This is a genomic window from Novosphingobium sp. GW821-FHT09E05 (genome assembly GCF_059416165.1).
On record NZ_JBWKOQ010000001.1, the window covers coordinates 1,623,373 to 1,641,545 of the forward strand.

The 18,173-nt window shown below is 67.6% G+C and carries 15 protein-coding genes; 9 read left to right on the plus strand and 6 right to left on the minus strand.

Annotation, left to right across the window (positions count from 1 at the left end; genetic code table 11):
- Positions 1 to 53: 53 nt before the first annotated feature.
- On the plus strand, positions 54 to 812 hold the full coding sequence (locus AC07M9_RS07685) for a methyltransferase domain-containing protein (RefSeq protein WP_494882697.1): 759 nt from the start codon (positions 54 to 56) through the stop codon (positions 810 to 812).
- 81 nt (positions 813 to 893) lie between these two features.
- Here AC07M9_RS07685 and ppdK read toward each other — a convergent pair whose 3' ends face one another.
- The 3 genes from ppdK to AC07M9_RS07700 all read right to left on the minus strand — a co-directional run bounded on the left by ppdK (position 894) and on the right by AC07M9_RS07700 (position 6,758).
- A complete protein-coding gene (gene ppdK / locus AC07M9_RS07690) occupies positions 894 to 3,557 on the minus strand; it encodes a pyruvate, phosphate dikinase (protein WP_494882699.1) in 2,664 nt (887 codons plus the stop codon).
- A 61-nt stretch (positions 3,558 to 3,618) separates the two neighbouring features.
- On the minus strand, positions 3,619 to 5,847 hold the full coding sequence (gene glyS, locus AC07M9_RS07695) for a glycine--tRNA ligase subunit beta (protein ID WP_494882701.1): 2,229 nt from the start codon (positions 5,845 to 5,847) through the stop codon (positions 3,619 to 3,621).
- Positions 5,844 to 6,758 (minus strand): glycine--tRNA ligase subunit alpha, encoded by a 915-nt coding sequence (locus AC07M9_RS07700; RefSeq protein WP_494882703.1) that lies wholly within the window; start codon positions 6,756 to 6,758, stop codon positions 5,844 to 5,846. Before AC07M9_RS07700 ends, glyS begins: the two co-directional genes overlap by 4 nt.
- A gap of 200 nt (positions 6,759 to 6,958) precedes the next feature.
- Between AC07M9_RS07700 and AC07M9_RS07705 the strand changes: the two genes are divergently transcribed.
- The 5 genes from AC07M9_RS07705 (at position 6,959) to AC07M9_RS07725 (ending at position 10,683) form a co-directional block, all read left to right on the plus strand.
- Positions 6,959 to 7,876 (plus strand): TraB/GumN family protein, encoded by a 918-nt coding sequence (locus AC07M9_RS07705; protein ID WP_494882705.1) that lies wholly within the window; start codon positions 6,959 to 6,961, stop codon positions 7,874 to 7,876.
- A 3-nt stretch (positions 7,877 to 7,879) separates the two neighbouring features.
- Positions 7,880 to 8,740 (plus strand): TraB/GumN family protein, encoded by an 861-nt coding sequence (locus AC07M9_RS07710; protein ID WP_494882707.1) that lies wholly within the window; start codon positions 7,880 to 7,882, stop codon positions 8,738 to 8,740.
- Positions 8,741 to 8,896: 156 nt separating this feature from the next.
- On the plus strand, positions 8,897 to 9,511 hold the full coding sequence (locus tag AC07M9_RS07715) for a 50S ribosomal protein L25/general stress protein Ctc (protein WP_494882708.1): 615 nt from the start codon (positions 8,897 to 8,899) through the stop codon (positions 9,509 to 9,511).
- A gap of 104 nt (positions 9,512 to 9,615) precedes the next feature.
- Positions 9,616 to 10,191 carry an aminoacyl-tRNA hydrolase gene (gene pth / locus AC07M9_RS07720; protein WP_494882710.1) on the plus strand — a complete coding sequence of 192 codons (576 nt, stop codon included), beginning with the start codon at positions 9,616 to 9,618 and terminating at the stop codon, positions 10,189 to 10,191.
- Between the two features lie 132 nt (positions 10,192 to 10,323).
- A complete protein-coding gene (locus AC07M9_RS07725; RefSeq protein ID WP_494882712.1) occupies positions 10,324 to 10,683 on the plus strand; it encodes a PEP-CTERM sorting domain-containing protein in 360 nt (119 codons plus the stop codon).
- Between the two features lie 86 nt (positions 10,684 to 10,769).
- On the opposite strand, the gene AC07M9_RS07730 is transcribed toward AC07M9_RS07725, so the two are convergent.
- Positions 10,770 to 12,290 (minus strand): tetratricopeptide repeat protein, encoded by a 1,521-nt coding sequence (locus AC07M9_RS07730; protein ID WP_494882714.1) that lies wholly within the window; start codon positions 12,288 to 12,290, stop codon positions 10,770 to 10,772.
- 138 nt (positions 12,291 to 12,428) lie between these two features.
- On the opposite strand from AC07M9_RS07730, the gene ychF reads away from it, so the two are divergent.
- The gene (ychF, locus tag AC07M9_RS07735) at positions 12,429 to 13,529 is read left to right on the plus strand and encodes a redox-regulated ATPase YchF (protein ID WP_494882715.1); all 1,101 of its coding nucleotides are present in this window, start codon (positions 12,429 to 12,431) and stop codon (positions 13,527 to 13,529) included.
- Positions 13,530 to 13,743: 214 nt separating this feature from the next.
- Positions 13,744 to 14,496: a MauE/DoxX family redox-associated membrane protein gene (locus AC07M9_RS07740; RefSeq protein WP_494882716.1), complete on the plus strand. Its 753-nt coding sequence runs from the start codon at positions 13,744 to 13,746 to the stop codon at positions 14,494 to 14,496.
- 52 nt (positions 14,497 to 14,548) lie between these two features.
- On the opposite strand, the gene AC07M9_RS07745 is transcribed toward AC07M9_RS07740, so the two are convergent.
- The gene (locus tag AC07M9_RS07745) at positions 14,549 to 15,040 is read right to left on the minus strand and encodes a hypothetical protein (RefSeq protein WP_494882717.1); all 492 of its coding nucleotides are present in this window, start codon (positions 15,038 to 15,040) and stop codon (positions 14,549 to 14,551) included.
- Complete coding sequence (gene mutL / locus AC07M9_RS07750; RefSeq protein WP_494882718.1) at positions 15,040 to 16,851, minus strand: DNA mismatch repair endonuclease MutL; 1,812 nt, start codon at positions 16,849 to 16,851, stop codon at positions 15,040 to 15,042. The genes AC07M9_RS07745 and mutL overlap by 1 nt, the downstream gene beginning before the upstream one ends.
- A gap of 239 nt (positions 16,852 to 17,090) precedes the next feature.
- Between mutL and AC07M9_RS07755 the strand changes: the two genes are divergently transcribed.
- Positions 17,091 to 18,137 (plus strand): rod shape-determining protein, encoded by a 1,047-nt coding sequence (locus AC07M9_RS07755; RefSeq protein WP_494882719.1) that lies wholly within the window; start codon positions 17,091 to 17,093, stop codon positions 18,135 to 18,137.
- Positions 18,138 to 18,173 lie beyond the last annotated feature (36 nt).

The window sequence follows — 18,173 nt, forward strand, 5'->3', positions numbered from 1 at the left end:
GAGAGCCACAACGGCGGTTGCAAGGTTTTAACCGACGCGGCAGGGGGGCAGGCATGGCAAGCAAGGCTCCCCCCCGCATCTTCTCCCCGCAACGCCGCCTCGCCGCGCGCCGGCGCATGCTGGCGCTCCAGCAGCGACCCGACCCGGCGCGCTACCTGATCGACGACATGGTGGAGGACGTGCTCGAACGCCTGTCGTTCCTGCGTTTCGAGCCCCGGTCGGCGCTGGTCATCGGCGATTACTCGGGCGCCCTCGCCCGCACCCTGTCCGCCGCCGGCGTCTCCGTCACCGAGGCGGAGCCGGGCGCCGGCTTTGCCGAGGAGCAGCCCTACCCCTTCGAAGGCTTCGATCTCATCGCCAGCCTCGGCACGCTCGACACCGTCAACGACCTGCCCGGCGCGCTCTTCCATATCCGCAAGGCGCTGAATCCCGGCGGGATGACGATCGCCAGCTTCCTGTCGTCGGGCAGCCTGCCGGTGCTGCGCGAGGTCCTGCTCGCCGCTGACGGCGAGCGCCCTGCCCCGCGCGTACACCCCGCGGTCGATGTTCGCGCCGGGGCACAGCTGCTGCAGCGGGCCCTGTTCGCCGATCCGGTGGCGGACCAGCGTTCGCTGAGCGTCGCGTTCCGCAGCCTCCATCGCCTCGCCGGGGACCTGCGGGCGCAGGCACTGTCCAACGTACTGGCCGACCCGGGCCCGGCGCTCGGCAAGGCGGCGCTGGCGCGCGCGCGCAATGCGTTCGCGGCTGCCGGAGACGATGGCCGTACCGTCGAACGGTTCGAGATATTGACGCTATCGGGCTGGAAACGCTGAAATAAAAAGGCGCAGGCTCGATATGAGCCTGCGCCTTGGTGTTTCAGAGGTCCCGGAGCATGTCCGGGACGCCTCGGGGTATCAGCCGAGCGCCGCCTGCGCCGCCGCCAGCCTGGCGATCGGCACGCGGTACGGCGAGGCGCTGACGTAGTCGAGACCGACCTTCTCGCAGAACGCGATCGAAGCCGGATCACCGCCATGCTCGCCGCAGATGCCGAGCTTGATCGCGGGATACGTGGCCCGGCCACGCTCCGCCGCCAGTTCGACGAGCTGGCCGACACCCTCGATGTCGAGGCTGACGAACGGATCGCGCGGGTAGATGCCCTTCTCGACGTAAGGGCTGAGGAAGCGCGCGGCATCGTCGCGCGAAACGCCCAGCGTTGTCTGCGTCAGGTCGTTGGTGCCGAACGAGAAGAACTTTGCCTCCTCGGCGATCTCACCGGCCATCAGCGCCGCGCGCGGCAGCTCGATCATGGTGCCGACCAGATACTCCAGCGTCTGGCCCTTCTCGGCGAAGACCTTGGCGGCGGTATCGTCCACCAGCTTGCGCAGGATCTGCAGCTCGCGCCTGGTGGCGACGAGCGGGATCATCACTTCCGGCACGATCGCCTCGCCCGAAGCCTTGGCCACGTCGCAGGCCGCCTCGAAGATCGCGCGGGCCTGCATCTCGTAGATCTCGGGGAAGGTGATGCCGAGGCGGCAGCCGCGGTGGCCGAGCATCGGGTTGAACTCGTGGAGTTCATCTGCCCGGCGCTTGAGGGTGTCGACGCCGATGCCGATGGTGTCCGAAAGCTCCGCGAATTCCGCGTCGCTGTGCGGCAGGAACTCGTGCAGTGGCGGGTCGAGCAGGCGGATGGTGACGGGCAGGCCCGCCATCACCTCGAAGATCGACTGGAAGTCCGCGCGCTGTTCCGGCAGCAGCTTGAAGAGGGCGGCGCGGCGGCCGGCCTCGTCCTCGGCAAGGATCATCTGGCGCACGGCCGAGATGCGGCCCGCGTCGAAGAACATGTGCTCGGTGCGGCACAGGCCGATGCCCTCGGCGCCGAACTGGCGCGCCATCCTGCAGTCGGCGGGGGTTTCGGCGTTGGTGCGCACCTTCATGCGGCGGTGCTTGTCGGCCCAGACCATCAGCGTTGCGAAGTCGCCGGCCAGCTCGGGCTCGATGGTCGGCACGAGGCCGGCCATGATCTCGCCGGTCGAACCGTCGAGGGTGATGATGTCGCCCTCCTTCAGTTCGCGACTGCCGATGCGCAGGGTGCGGGTCTTCATGTCGATCGACAGGCCCGAGGCACCTGAGACGCAGGGACGGCCCATGCCGCGCGCCACGACGGCGGCGTGGCTGGTCATGCCGCCGCGCGCGGTGAGGATGCCCTTGGCGGCGTGCATGCCGTGGATGTCCTCAGGCGAGGTCTCCACGCGCACCAGGACAACGGCATCGCCGCGCTCGGCGCGCTTTTCCGCCGTGTCGGCGTCGAGCACGATCGCACCCGAAGCCGCGCCGGGCGAAGCGGGCAGGCCCTTGCCGAGCACGTCGCGCGCGGCCTTGGGGTCGAGCGTGGGGTGCAGCAGCTGGTCGAGCGCCATCGGGTCGATGCGGCGGATCGCGGTGGCCTCGTCGATGAGGCCCTCTTCCACCATGTCGACGGCCATCTTGAGCGCGGCCTTGGCGGTGCGCTTGCCCGAGCGGGTCTGCAGCATCCACAGCTTGCCGCGCTCGACCGTGAACTCGATGTCCTGCATGTCGCGGTAGTGCTTTTCGAGCAGCTCGAACACCGCGGCCAGTTCGCGGTAGGCGTCGGGCATCGACTCTTCCATCGACAGCGGCTTGGCGCCGGCCCGCTCGCGCGCGGCCTTGGTCAGGTACTGCGGGGTGCGGATGCCGGCGACGACGTCCTCGCCCTGCGCGTTGACCAGCCACTCGCCGTAGTAGGCCTTCTCGCCGGTCGCCGGGTCGCGGGTGAAGGCGACGCCGGTGGCCGAGGTATCGCCCATGTTGCCGAAGACCATGGCCTGCACGTTGACGGCCGTGCCCCAGTCACCCGGGATGTCGTTGAGGCGGCGGTAGACCTTGGCGCGGTCGGAATCCCAGCTGTCGAACACGGCCTGGATGGCGCCCCAGAGCTGTTCCTGCACGTCCTGCGGGAAGGCGCGGCCGAGTTCGCTGTCGACGATGCCCTTGTACTGGGTGACGATCTTGCGCCAGTCGGCGGCGGTCAGTTCGACGTCGTTGTCGTAGCCGTTGTCTTCCTTGGCGATCTCGAGCGCTTCCTCGAAGAGGTGGTGCTCGACGCCCAGGACGACGTCCGAATACATCTGGATGAAGCGGCGGTAGGAATCCCAGGCGAAACGCTCGTCGCCCGAGGTCTTCGCGAGGCCCTCCACTGTCTCGTCGTTGAGGCCGAGGTTGAGGACGGTGTCCATCATGCCCGGCATCGAGACGCGCGCGCCCGAGCGGACCGAGACGAGCAGCGGATCGGCGGCATCGCCGAGCTTCTTGCCCACGGTCGTCTCGATGTGGCCGAGCGCTTCGGCGGCATCGGCGCGCAGCTGGTCGGAGAAGTTCGCGCCCTCGGCGAGGTACTTCACGCACTCCTCGGTGGTGATGGTGAAGCCGGGGGGCACCGGCAGGCCGATCCCGGCCATTTCGGCAAGGTTCGCGCCCTTGCCGCCCGTGATCACCTTGTCGCGCGAACGGGGGTCTTCATGCTTCACCCCGCCACCGAACGTGTAGACCTGCCTGATCATCTATCCCCTAACTTTCCTGTACAGGATTTGCGCAAGTTGAACGGACCGAGGGGGAATCCTCCTACCCCTCGATCCGCGAGAAATCAGCGACATTGTGCACTGCAGCACGGAAACGGGCAAGCAGTGCAAGTCGTGAATATCGTTTGCCGGAATCGGCGTCGTTGACAGTAACTTCGTCGAAGAACGCGTCGATCGGCGCGCGCAGCATTGCAAGTGCGGACATTGCGACTGCGAAGTCCTCCGCTGCAACTGCGCTGGCGGCCTGCGGTTCAGCGGCATCGAGCGCGTCGATGAGCGCCTTTTCGGCGGGCTCGGGCTCGTAGGCCAACTGCTCGCGGGCTTCGCGGGCAGCGGCGTAGACGTGCTTCATGTCGGGATCGTCGACGTTTTCGAGCGGGTCTTCGTCGCCGGTAGGCTCGATCGCGTCGGCCTTCCAGTCCTCCTTGCGCAGGATGTTGGCGGAGCGCTTGTAGCCGGCGAGCAGGTTGGCGCCGTCCTCGGTCGCGACGAAAGCCTGGAGTGCATGGACGCGGGCGAGCAGGCGGACCAGATCGTCCTCCCCGCCGAGCGCGAACACCGCGTCGATCAGATCGTGGCGGACGCCGGCCTCGCGCTGCTGGACCTTGAGGCGGTCGGCGAAGAAGTCGACGACCTTTGCCACCGCTTCCGTTTTTGCGTCGGCTCGAATGACAGCAGCTTCAGATTTATCGAACGGTACGAAATTGCCATTATCAAACCGGGCTAACGTTTCACTACGGAATGGGTCAACCATCGCGAAGTCTAACCCCCTGGCGAGTTTTAGTCTGATCGCATTCTGCTGCAAAATCGCCAAAACGCCCAAGGCTGCGCGCCGCAATGCAAACGGGTCTTTGGAGCCTGTGGGAAATTCACCGATCATGAAAAAGCCCGCAATCGTATCCAGCTTGTCCGCCAGCGAAACCGCCACCGTAACCGGCGCGGTCGGCACGTCATCGCCCTGCCCGACCGGCTTGTAGTGGTCGCGGATGGCGTCGGCGACGGCGCCGGGCAGGCCCTCGGCGCGGGCGTAGTAGCCGCCCATCAGGCCCTGGAGTTCGGGGAATTCGCCGACCATCTCGGTGACGAGGTCGGCCTTGCACAGACGCGCGGCGAGTTCGGCCTCGTCGGCATCGGCGCCCTTGACGATGCCCTCCTCCACCAGCCACCTTGCCAGCTTCGCCATGCGCTCGACCTTGTCGGCGACGGTGCCCAGCTTCTCGTGGAAGGTGATGCGGCCCAGCTTCTCGGCGTGGACGGAGAGCGGCGTCTTCTTGTCCTGCTCCCAGAAGAAGCGGGCGTCGGAAAGGCGCGCGGCGAGGACCTTGCGGTTGCCCGCGACGATCCCCTCGCCGCCGTCGACCGCGTCGATGTTGGCGGTGCAGACGAAGGCGTCGGCGAGCTTGCCCGCAGCGTCCTCGCACACGAAATACTTCTGGTTCACGCGCGCGGTGAGCTGGATGACTTCGGGCGGCACGTCCAGGAACGCCTCGTCGAAGCGGCCGAGCAGCGGCACCGGCCACTCGGTGAGGCCGGCGTTCTCGATCACCAGCCCCTCGTCCTCGACCAGCGTCAGGCCCGCGGCGGCGGCGGCGTTACGGGCCTCGTCGCGGATCAGGTCCTGGCGTTCGGCGTGATCGACGATGACGTGGCAGGCGGACAGCTTGCGCGCATAGTCATGCGCGCCGCCGATGGTGATGTCGCCCGGCGCGTGGAAGCGGTGGCCCTTGGTGGCATAGCCCGAGCGGATGCCGCCGACCTCGCACTCGACGAGGTCTTCGCCCAGGATCGCGACAATGCCGGAGAGCGGCCGAACCCAGCGCGGCGACTCCGTGCTGATCGAGGCGGCGCCCCAGCGCTGCGACTTGGGCCAGGGGAAGGCGCGGACGATCGCCGAGATCGCCTCTGCCAGCACGTCGCGGACGGCGCGGCCGGGCTTCTCGATGACCGCGAAGTAGGTGTCCTTGCCCTTGAGGTCGCGGACTTCGAGCTGGTCCTTGCTCAACCCGGTCTTGCGCAGGAAGCCTTCGAGTGCCTGCTCGGGCGCGCTGGTGGCGGGGCCCTTGGTTTCCTCGCTCACGGCCTCGGTGGTCTCGGCAAGGCCGCCCGCGATCAGCGCGAGGCGGCGCGGGGTCGACCATACGGTGACATGCACCAGCACGACGCCGGCCGCGTCCATTTCCTTGCGGAACAGCTTTTCGAGGTCGGCGCGCGCACCGGCTTGCATCCGGGCAGGGATTTCCTCGCAGCGCAGTTCGAGAAGGAAGTCGGTCATACTGTCCACCCGGGGAATTTGGCTTCCCACTTGTCCTTGTTGGTATCGATCCAGGCCTGGCACGATCCCTTGGCGAGGTCGCGCACGCGGGCCATGTAGCTGGCGCGTTCCTGTACCGAGATCACGCCGCGCGCCTGCAGCAGGTTGAACAGGTGGCTGGCCTCGATCGCCTGGTCGTAGGCGGCGAGCGGGATCTGCGCGTCGATGCAGCGCATGCACTCGGCCTCGGCGGCCTTGAAGCCGGCGAACAGCGCGTCGGTGTCGGCGATCTCGAAGTTGTACTTCGACTGCTGCTGCTCGTTGGCGAGGAACACGTCGCCGTAGCTGACGCCTTCGTTGTTGAAGCGCAGGTCGTAGACCGAGTCCACGTTCTGGATGTACATCGCGAGACGTTCGAGGCCGTATGTCAGCTCACCAGCGACGGGCTTGCAGTCGAAGCCGCCCATCTGCTGGAAGTAGGTGAACTGCGTCACTTCCATGCCGTCGCACCAGACTTCCCAGCCCAGGCCCCAGGCGCCCAGCGTGGGGCTTTCCCAGTCGTCCTCGACGAAGCGGATGTCATGCGCCAGCGGATCGACGCCGATCGCGGCGAGGCTCTGGAGGTAGAGTTCCTGGAGGTTCTCGGGGTTGGGCTTCAGGATCACCTGGTACTGGTAGTAGTGCTGAAGACGGTTCGGGTTCTCGCCATAACGACCGTCGGTCGGGCGGCGCGAGGGCTGGACGTAGGCGGCCTTCCACGGCTCGGGCCCCAGCGCGCGCAGCGTGGTGGCGGGGTGGAACGTGCCGGCACCCATCCGCATGTCGTAAGGCTGCAGGATCAGGCAGCCCTGCTTGCTCCAGAAATCATGGAGCGTCAGGATCATGTCCTGGAAGCTGAGCGGCTGTTGTTCAGCCTTTGGCGCGGCGGTCATCGTTTTTCCGTGAATGTCTAGGCTGGGAGCCTTTGGCGGATCGGGCCTGCCAAATCAACCGCACAAAGCGGCAGGCTGGCCCCGCCGGGTCACGCCGCGATTGTTTTCCTCGCGCACATCATATGGTGCATAGAGCGGCGCCCGGCGCTAGGGCCGCCCGAGTGCTCCGCGTTCCACCCTCCCGCTCCACAGGACTGCCCATGCCCTTCGTCCGAAACTGGTCCCGCCTCCTGCTGGGCGCCGCCGCCTGCGGCCTCCTTGCGCTTCCGGCGGCGACGGCCTTCGCGCAGGCCGACGCTCCCGCGGCCGCGGCGCCTGCCGTTCGCCCGGCGCTCTGGAAAGTGGCGGACGAGGATACGACGATCTGGCTGTTCGGCACGATCCACGTCCTGCCCGAAGACGTGCGCTGGTACGCCGGCCCGGTCGCCTCCGCCTTTGACGGCGCGCAGGAACTGGTGACCGAAATCCCGATCGACGACGCGGGCGAATCGCAGAATGTCATCGTGCGCAAGAGCGTGCGCGAGGATGGCAGGACACTGCGCGAGACGCTGCTGCCCGACCAGAGGCAGGCCTACGACGGCGCCATGGCGTCCCTGCGCATCCCCCCTGAGGCGTTCGACCGCAACGACGCATGGCTCGCGGCGCTGATGTTGACGCTGATCCCGCTCAAGGAAGCCGGCTACAGCACCGAAAGCGGCATCGACGCACAGGTGGCGGCCAGGGCCCGGGCGCGCCACATGGTCAACCACGCCTTCGAGACCGCCGAGTTCCAGATCGACCTGTTCGACAAGCTGCCCGAGGACACGCAGCGCGCCTACCTGGGCGAAGTGATCGAGGCGCTTCCCACCGTGCGCACCGACATCGACGCCATGGTGGCCGCCTGGAAATCGGGCGACGCCGAGCATCTCGCGCAGCTGCTGAACGAGGACGAGAGCGACCCGCAGATGCGCCAGGTCCTGATCACCGACCGCAACGTGACCTGGTCGAAATGGCTCAAGGCCCGGCTCGCCAGGCCCGGGACGGTGTTCGTCGCCGTCGGGGCCGGGCACCTCGCCGGGACGGGCAGCGTGCAGGAGCAGCTCGCCGCTGCCGGCGTCGCCTCGACGCGGGTGCAGTAAGAGATGGTGCGCCGCCCCGTTTTCCTTCTCGCTTCGCTGGCGCTTGGCCTGTCCGCCTGTTCGCCCAAGCCGGATGACGCCGACCCGGCGCTCTGGCGCGTCGAGGACGGGCATGGCCACACGGGATGGCTGTTCGGCACGATCCATTCCTCCGATCGCCCGCTCGAATGGCGCACGCCGAAAGTCGCAGCCGCGTTCGATCGGTCCGGCGCGGTCCTGGTCGAAGTCGGCAACCTCGCGGACGAGGCGGACGTCGCGGCGACGTTCGCCCGGCTGGCGCGCAGCGAAGGAGAGCCGCCCCTGTCCGCGCGCATCGACCCGGCGGACCGACCCGCTCTCGCCGCGTTGCTGGAGAAGGCGGATCGCGCGGACGGCGACTTCGCGGGCATGGACACCTGGGCCGCCGCCCTGACGCTGGCGCGCGCCGGGGGGAAGGACGAAGATGCCCGCAACGGCGTCGACCGGTCCGTCATAGCTGCGGCGGGCGGGCGGCCGGTGGTCGAACTGGAAGGCGCCGCCGCGCAGCTCGGCCTGTTCGACGATCTGCCCGAGCGCGAGCAGCGCGACCTTCTTTCCACCGTCGTCGCCGAGGCCGCCGCGCCGGAGCGCGACCTTGCGAAAAGCTGGCGTACCGGCGACATGGCGGCGATAGAGAAGGAGACCCGCTCGGGCCTGCTCGCCGATCCGGAACTGCGCGAGGTGCTGTTCACCGGCCGCAACCGCCGCTGGATTACGCGGATCGCGCAGGCGGTACGGACGGACCGCAAGCCCTTCGTCGCGGTGGGCGCAGCGCACATGGCGGGACCGGAAGGGCTTCCCGCGATGCTGGCGGCGCAAGGCTTCACCGTCACGCGCGTCGAATAGAGGCCGGCAGGCCACACGCGGCTTGCATTTTCGCCGTCTTGCCGATAAGGGGCGCGCCTTCCCGTCATGGTCATCCCTGGAGGCGTGACGGGCGGTGCTACGGCGATGAGCGGCGGCGCACCGAAATTCAATCCAGTTTTTCGAAAGGCACGTTCCATGAGCGATACGCTTAACCTGCCGGCCGAGACGCGCGAACGGGCTGGCAAGGGAGCCTCCCGTGATCTGCGTCGTAATGGCCGCGTCCCCGCTGTTGTCTACGGCGGCAAGGAAGAACCCCTTGCCATCCACCTCGAGGAAAAGGAGCTGACCCGTCAGCTCATGACCGGCCACTTCTTCAACTCGATCATCGAGATCGAAGTCGGCGGCAAGAAGTTCCGTACGCAGCCCAAGGACGTGGCTTTCCACCCCGTCTCCGACCGTCCGCTCCACGCTGACTTCCTGCGCGTCGCCAAGGGCGCGACTGTGCACGTCAACGTGCCCGTCGTGTTCGAGAACGAAGAAGCCTCGCCGGGCCTGAAGCGCGGCGGCGTGCTCAACGTCGTTCGCCACGACCTGGAACTGGTCTGCGACGCCGAGAAGATCCCGCACGAGATCACCATCGACGTCACCGGCTTCGATCTGGGCGAATCGATCCACTTCAGCCACGTGAAGCTGCCCAAGGGCGTCGAGAGCGCGATCACCGACCGTGACTTCACGATCGCCACGATCGCCACTCCCTCGGCGCTGCGCAGCAGCTCGGAAGGCGAAGAGGACGCAGCCGAAGGCGAATAAGCCTCAGGCGGTCTGTGAAAACGGCCCCTCCCGCCCCGGCAGTCCGGTGCGCGGGAGGGGCCTTTTCTTTTGGTATCGCGCGGGCAGCCGCGCCGGAGACTTGAATGGCCACGCAGCTTTGGGTCGGTCTGGGCAACCCCGGCCCGCAATATGCCTTCAACCGGCACAACGTCGGCTTCATGGTGGCCGACGCGCTGGCGGACATCCACCGTTTCGGGCCGGTACAGAAGAAGTTCCAGGGCTGGCTCCAGGAAGGCCGCATCGGCACCGACAAGATCCTGCTGCTCAAGCCCGCCACCTTCATGAACGAGAGCGGCCGCTCGGTGGGCGAGGCGATGCGCTTCTACAAGCTGGACCTCGGCGCCCTCACCGTCTTCCACGACGAACTCGACCTCGCGCCGTTCAAGGTGAAGGTGAAGCAGGGCGGCGGCCATGCCGGCCATAACGGGCTGCGCTCGATCGACCAGCATCTCGGCGCCGACTTCCGCCGCGTGCGGCTCGGCATCGGCCATCCCGGCCACAAGGACCGCGTCACCGGCTACGTCCTCGGCAATTACGCCAAGGCCGAGATCGACCCCCTCGCCGACATGCTGGGGGCCATCGCCGCCGAAGCGGATCGCCTGGCGAGCGGCGACGACACCCGCTTCATGAACGACGTGGCGATGCGCCAGCAGGACTGACGGGTGTCGAGTTAGCTTACAAATAGCCCATATAAACTAACGGATAAATCGCGTAACCCGCGGAAAACGTGGATTGGCACGCCTTCTGCTTAATAGCCCTCAATCCGTTCAGACTACCAAGGGGTTAATCGAATGATCCGCAAGACCATGCTCGCTCTCGCTCTCGCAACCGGTGCCACGATGGCGCTCAGCGCTCCGGCGCAGGCCACCAGCTGCTCGTGGGTGAAGGTGAATGGCAAGTGGAAGTGCGTGTCCAGCAGCTCATCCTCGGGCGGCACCACCACCTCCGGCGGCACGACATCTTCGGGTGGAACGACCTCGTCGGGTGGCACCACGTCCACCTCGGGTGGCACGACTTCGGGTGGCACCACCACCTCGGGCGGCAGCACCTCAGGCGGCGGCACCGCCGTTCCCGAACCGGGCATGCTGGGCATGCTGGGTGTCGGCCTCGTCGGCCTTGCCTATGCCCGCCGCCGCAAGGGCCGCGCCTGACCGAAGACATCGCCTGTCATTTCCCCGGGAGTGGGAATGACAGGCGAGGCGGCCGCTTCCGCAGCACCGCAAAAGCCGTCGCCGGGTCAGCCGGCGGCGGCTTTTGCCTGTTCCAGCCCTTGCCCGATTGCCGGGTCGTCCGGCGCGATGGCCTGCGCCGCCTCGAGCAGGCGCCGCGCCGCGGCAAGGTCCCTGCCCGCCGTCACCCGCGCCATGGCCGCGACGTAAAGATACTCGGCATTGCCCGGCTCCAGAACTACCGCCCGATCCGCGTGCCCGATCGCCGCCGCCGAATTCTCCAGGCCAATCTCGGCGGAAGCGAGCCGCTTGAGCACTTCGGCATCCTCGCCCCGCTGCAACAGACGCGCGTAGGCCGCCGAAGCACGCGGCCAGTCCTGCCTGGCCAGGGCCTCCTCTCCTTCCCGCGCAGCCGCCATGGTCGCCCTGAGCCGGGCAGGTTCCAGCCGCGCGGCCAGGCCGGCCGCTTCGGGCGCACCGGCGCGCCGGGCCGCGCGCAGCGCACAGTCGAGAATATCCGGCGTTGCCAGCGTGGCGGCGGCCAACGGCGCGATCGTCCGCCACGCGCGGCGCGCGTCGCCGGTCGCGAGCTGCGCCTCGGCCAGCATCAGGTGCGCATGGGAATTGCCAGGAGCGAGCAAGACGCTGCGCGTGAACAGCAGCCGCGCCTGCTCCGAATGGCCGAGCCGGAGCAGTGCCTCGCCATAGATCATGCTGAGCGGCGAGCCTGCCGGCAGGGCGTTCTCCCGTGACAGCAGGCCATCGCGCACGTTCGCCCACTCGCCCCGGTCGGCCATGATGCGGAAGCGCAGCAGTTCGGCCTCGGCATTGTCGGGCGCGATCGCCTCGACCTGCCCGACCAGCTGCGCCGCGCCTTTCAGATCGCCGTCGTCGCGCAGGATGCCCGCCAGCGCCAGCATCGGCGCCGCCCGGTCGGGATGGCTCTTCACCGCCTGCCGGTATGCCGCGCGCGCCGCGTCCCGCCGGCCTTGCGCCATCGCGAGATCGCCTTCCATGACGAGCGTTTCGTAAGACCCGGCGGAAACCGCCTTCATGCGCGCCAGCAGCCGCGACGCGCGCGGCAGGTCACCTTCCAGCAGGAGGAACCGCGCATAGGCGGTCAGCAGCCGCATGTTGCCGGGATCGCTCATGCCGCTTTCGAAGGCGGCGTGCGCGCCCTCGCGATTGCCCTGGGCCAGCAGTGCGAGCGCGCGGATGCGCCAGCCGTTGGGTGTCGTATCCCGCCCCAGCCGTGACAGCGCCCCGGCCGGGTCGCGGCGCAACAGCGCGATTTCCGCGCCGCGGCGATTGTCACCCTCGTGCCCGCCGGCACGCTTCAGCCGCTGGAGCGTCCTTTCCGCCCCCTCCGCATCGCCGAGCAGCAGGTCCGCATCGACCAGAACGGCCAGCATCTCGCTGTCCTGCGGGCGCGTCTTCAATGCTTCGAGCACGTCCGCGCGCGCTTTCTGGTAGTTGCCCAGCGCGATTTCGCTGCGGGCTTCAGCCAGCAGCGCGTCCGGCCTTTGCGCGCATCCGGCCATGGTACCAAGGAGGACAGCGGCAACGGCAAGGCGCAGGTTCAGGGTCATCCGGCAGGCTCTACACGCAGCACCTGAAATTTCCCTCAAATTCGAAAGCGATCCGCACACAACTGGTAAAGTCATCCGGGCACCGCTATGGGCGCCCGACGAACCTGGCATGTGGTCAGGCAGTTTTCGGAGTGTTCGATGGGTTTTCGTTGCGGGATCGTGGGCCTTCCCAATGTCGGCAAGTCGACCTTGTTCAATGCGCTGACCGAGACGCAGGCGGCGCAGGCGGCCAACTATCCGTTCTGCACGATCGAGCCCAACGTCGGCCAGGTCGGCGTCCCCGACCCGCGCCTCGACACACTGGCCGCGATCGCCGGCTCGGCCAAGATCATTCCGACGCAGCTGTCGTTCGTCGACATCGCCGGCCTCGTGCGCGGCGCCTCGAAGGGTGAAGGCCTGGGCAACCAGTTCCTCGGCAACATCCGCGAAGTCGATGCGGTGATCCACGTCCTGCGCTGCTTCGAGAACGACGACATCCAGCACGTCGACAACAAGATCGACCCGATCGCCGACGCCGAGACCGTCGAGACCGAGCTGCTGCTATCCGACCTCGAAAGCCTGGAAAAGCGCGTCCCCGCCGCCCAGAAGAAGGCGACGCAGGGCGACAAGGAGGCCAAGATCGTGGCGTCCGTGCTCGGTCAGGCGCTCGAACTGCTGCGCGAGGGCAAGCCGGCCCGCCTCACCAAGCCCCGCGACGAGGACGAGGAGCGCGTCTTCGCGCAGGCCCAGCTGCTCACCGCCAAGCCGGTGCTCTACGTCTGCAACGTCGAGGAGGAAGCGGCATCCGAGGGCAACGCCTTCTCGCAGCGCGTCTTCGAGAAGGCAGCGGCCGAAGGCGCCAGCGCGGTCATCGTCTCGGCCGCGATCGAATCCGAGCTGACCGGCATGGACCCCGAGGACCGCGTCGTCTTCCTCGAGGAAATGGGCCTGGCCGAAGCCGGCCTCGCCCGCATCATCCGCGCCGGCTACCAGCTGCTCGAGCTGCTGACCTTCTTCACCGTGGGCCCCAAGGAAGCGCGCGCCTGGACCGTCCACAAGGGCGCCAAGGCTCCCGAGGCGGCGGGCACCATCCACTCCGACATGCAGCGCGGCTTCATCCGCGCAGAGACCATCGCCTATGACGACTTCGTCTCGCTGAACGGCGAGGCCGCCGCCAAGGAGGCCGGCAAGCTGCGCCAGGAAGGCAAGGAATACGTCATCCACGACGGCGACGTCCTGCACTTCAAGTTCAACGTCTGATCCGGCCGGGCGCCAGGACCGCCCCGCCGGTTCCTCGCCACAGTAAGTTGCGATCGTTTGCACCTTTGTGCGGATGCGTGCGTTGGTACAGTGGGAGGCGACAAGGAGCGTTGGCCTGATGGTCGATGACACTGCGCCTGGTACAGCAACACCGCATCACTCGAGCGAGGAGCCTTTCCGCACCTTTTTGCCGCTCTTGGATGGTGAGTTCACGATGGTCGATCCGAACCGCAATGCGGTGCTCTATCGCATGGTCATGGCGAAGCACGTGTGCCCTTACGGCCTCAAGTCGAAGCACCTGCTGGAAAGCAAGGGTTACGAGGTCGAGGACCACTGGCTGACGACGCGCGCGCAGGTCGATGCCTTCAAGGCCGAGCACCACATCCAGACGACGCCGCAGACCTTCATCTCCGGCCAGCGCATCGGCGGCAATACCGACCTGCGCAGATTCCTCGGGCTCGACGATCCTGCGAAGGACACGGGCTACGGGGCGATCGTCTGCGTGTTCCTGACCGCGGCCGTCATCGCGTTGGCGGCGAGCTGGGACGCGCTGGGAACGTCGCTGACGGTACAGGCAGCCGAATGGTTCGTCGCGGTCTCGATGCTGCTGCTGGCCATGCTCAAGCTGCAGGACCTTGAAACCTTCACCACGATGTTTCTCGGATACGACCTGCTGGCACGGCGGTGGGTTCCCTATGCCTATGCCTACCCGTTCCTGGAGTGGTTCGCGGGGGCTTTCATGGCCGCCGACATATTGCCCTGGCTCTCGATCCCGGTCGCGCTTTTCATCGGAGGCGTCGGTGCGGTATCGGTCTTCAACGCGGTCTACGTGCAGAAGCGGGAGCTGAAATGCGCCTGCGTCGGAGGGGCGGGCAGCGTCCCCCTCGGCTTCGTGTCCGTGCTCGAAAACCTCTTCATGGTGGGCATGGCGCTATGGATGCTGATCCGGCCCGCCGGGATGGGATAAGGCGTATTCCGAGGGGCCGGTTCGACCCGCGCGGACCGGCGGAGCCCCGGGCCTATGCGCGGCAGCTCATCGAACCGTCGGCCTGGTAGGCGACCCGCTCCTGGGCATCATGGACGATCAGGCGGGCGGGCCAGTGCATGTCGTCGGCGCCGGTCCCGCCATCGGGCAGGCGCACGAGGTCGATCCAGCTGGCGAGCCCGACGTAAGTGGAACGCGCGCCTCCCGGCAGTTCGGCGCTCACGTCCTTGGCGGAAAAGCGCTTGAGGTCTGCGCCGACGCGCATGAACGCCTCGTCCTTGCCGGCTATGAACAGCGCATCCTTCTGCGTGCCCTTGCGGAACGTGCAGCCCGGCTTGTCGAGGCCATAGCGCTCGACATCCATCTCGGTGATGACAACGGGCAGGATTGGCTTGAAGGGCTCCTTGCTCATCCGCTCCACCATGGCCACGTCGTGAGCGGCCTCGGCGGGCGTATCGGCGGAATTGCCGTCGCCGCATCCTGTCAGGGAAGCGAGACCGGCCAGCACTACAATCGTCTTTCGCATCACTTTCGCCCGAAAAGTTTTTCTATGTCCTGATGGGCAAGCTTAACCCACGTCGGGCGGCCATGGTTGCATTGGCCCGACCGCGGGGTGCGTTCCATTTCGCGCAGGAGCGCGTTCATCTCGGCGACCGAGAGGACGCGCCCTGCCCGCACCGAGCCGTGGCAGGCCATCGTCGCCAGCACGAGGTCGAGCTTTTCGCCCAGCAGCAACGCATCGCCGTTGCGCGCGAGATCGTCGGCGACATCGCGGACCAGCGCGCTCACATCGCTGCGCGAGAGCACGGACGGCACCGCGCGCACCAGCATCGCAGCCGGCCCGAAGCGTTCGAGCACGAGGCCGTGGCGGGCGAGATCGGCGATCTTGTCCTCGAGCGCGTCGCAGGCGGTTTCCTCCAGTTCCACGACCTCGGGCAGCAGCAGCGCCTGTGAGCGGTTCATGGCCTCTTCGGCGCCGGCCGCCTTGAGCTTTTCCAGCACGAGCCGTTCGTGCGCGGCGTGCTGGTCGACGATGACCAGGCCGTCCTGCGCCTCGGCGACGATATAGGTGCTCGCCACCTGCCCCCGCGCAACGCCAAGCGGATAGCGCAGCGCCTCCTCGCTCGCTTCGGCGGCGGGTTCGGCGCGGGCGGCGGGCTGGGCCATGGCGTCGGCCTCATAGGCGCGCCAGGCGGCCCCCGTCTCCGACAGGCGCGGCGTCTCGTACCGGGGCGAGGAACCGCCGTACTCGCGCGCGAACAGTGAGCCGAGCGACGGCGCGGGCGGCGCCATCGGCTCGACCTGCCACATGTTCATCGCGGCCGTCGCTGCGGGCTGCGCGCTCTTCTGGCCGGCGCCTTCGAGCGCGTGACGCAGCGCGCCGACCAGGAACCCGCGCACGAAGGCGGGATCACGGAAGCGTACTTCGGTCTTGGCGGGATGGACGTTGACGTCGACTTCCTCGGGCGGAATTTCGAGGAACAGCGCCAGCACGGCATGCCGGTCGCGCGCGAGCATGTCCGAATAGGCACCGCGCACCGCACCGACGAGCAGGCGGTCCTTCACCGGGCGGCCGTTGACGAAGAGGTACTGGTGGTCTGCCACGCCGCGGTTGTAGGTCGGCAGCCCGGCGACGCCGGTGAGGCGCGAGGCGCCCCGCTCCGCCTCGATCAGCACGCCGTCCTCGGCGAGTTCGCGCGCGACGAGGCGGGCGACGCGCGCCGCCAGTTCCTCGCGCGGCTGGACCGACAGCACGCGCCGTCCGTCGTGCTCCATGACGAACCCCAGGTCCGGGCGCGCCATCGCCAGCCGGCGCACGACGTCGAGGCAGGCGGCATATTCAGAACGCGGCGAGCGCAGGAACTTGCGGCGCACGGGCACCTTGGCGAACAGATCCTCGACCCGGATCCGGGTGCCCGGAGGCAGCGCCGCCGGACCGTCCGCGGCAACGGCGCCGTGGTCGACCACGCGCTTCCAGCCCTCGGGCGCATCGTGCGGACGGCTTTCGATCGTGAGCCGCGCCACCGAGCCGATCGAGGGCAGCGCCTCGCCCCGGAATCCCAGCGTCGCGACCAGTTCGATCTGCTCGTCCGGCAGCTTCGAGGTCGCATGGCGTTCGAGCGCCAGCGCGATTTCGTCGGGTCGCATGCCGCAGCCGTCGTCGGTGACCTCGATCATGTCGAGCCCGCCCGAAGCCAGGCGCACGGTCACCTGCGTCGAGCCGGCATCGATCGCGTTTTCAACCAGTTCCTTGAGCGCGGAGGCCGGCCGCTCGACCACTTCACCGGCTGCGATGCGGTTTACGAGGTGTTCGGGCAGGCGGCGGATCGTGGGCATGGACTGACTCGGCTGATGGCGCACGGCGGGGCTGGTGCCGCCATGCAGCGACTGTCACACAAACCTAGCGACGAAGCGCGGGTTATTCGAGACGGGAACCCGGTGATACCCCCCGGAAAAGGACACAAAATTTTAGCCTTTCCCGAATCGATGGGCTAAGGGGTGCCCTCCCTCACCAAAAACCCTGTCGCAGGTTCCGAGGTGCATTCGGAAAGCGATTGGCAACAAACGGATTTTAGATGGCCGGCGTCTTCTCGCGATTCTTCAAACTCGGCTCCCAGAACATGGCGATCGACCTGGGCACGGCCAACACCCTCGTCTATGTGCAGGACCGCGGAATCGTCCTGAATGAGCCGTCCGTGGTCGCCATCGAGACGCTCAACGGCGTCAAGAAGGTCAAGGCCGTCGGCGACGATGCGAAGATGATGATGGGCAAGACCCCGGACAACATCGAGGCGATCCGCCCGCTGCGTGACGGCGTCATCGCCGACATCGAGATCGCGGAGGAAATGATCAAGCATTTCATCCGCAAGGTCCACGGCAAGAAGAACCTCTTCCGCTATCCCGAGATCGTGATCTGCGTGCCTTCGGGCTCCACTTCGGTGGAACGCCGCGCCATCCGTGACGCCGCCAGCAACGCCGGCGCCAGCCAGGTCTACCTGATCCTCGAGCCGATGGCGGCCGCGATCGGCGCCGACATGCCCGTCACCGAGCCGGTCGGCTCGATGGTGGTCGACATCGGCGGCGGTACCACCGAAGTCGCGGTGCTCTCGCTGCGCGGCCTCGCCTACACTACCTCGGTGCGCGTGGGCGGCGACAAGATGGACGAATCGATCGTCTCCTACGTCCGCCGCCACCACAACCTCCTGATCGGCGACGCCACGGCGGAGCGGATCAAGAAGGACTACGGCATCGCCATCATGCCCGCCGACGGCATCGGCGAGACGATCCACATCAAGGGCCGCGACCTCGTCAACGGCGTGCCCAAGGAGATCACCATCTCCCAGGCGAACATCGCCGAAGCCCTCGCCGAGCCGATCGGCGCAATCATCGAGGGCGTGCGCATCGCGCTCGAGAACACCGCGCCCGAACTCGCCGCGGACATCGTCGACCAGGGCATCGTGCTCACCGGCGGCGGCGCGCTGATCCAGGGTCTCGACCAGTACCTGCGCGAGGAAACCGGCCTGCCTGTCTGCGTCGCCGAGGACCCGCTGTCCTGCGTGGCGCTCGGCACCGGCCGCGCCATGGAGGACCCGATCTATCGCGGCGTCCTGATGTCCGCCTGATCGATTGCGGGACCGGTGGCCTGTCCGCAGCGGGCG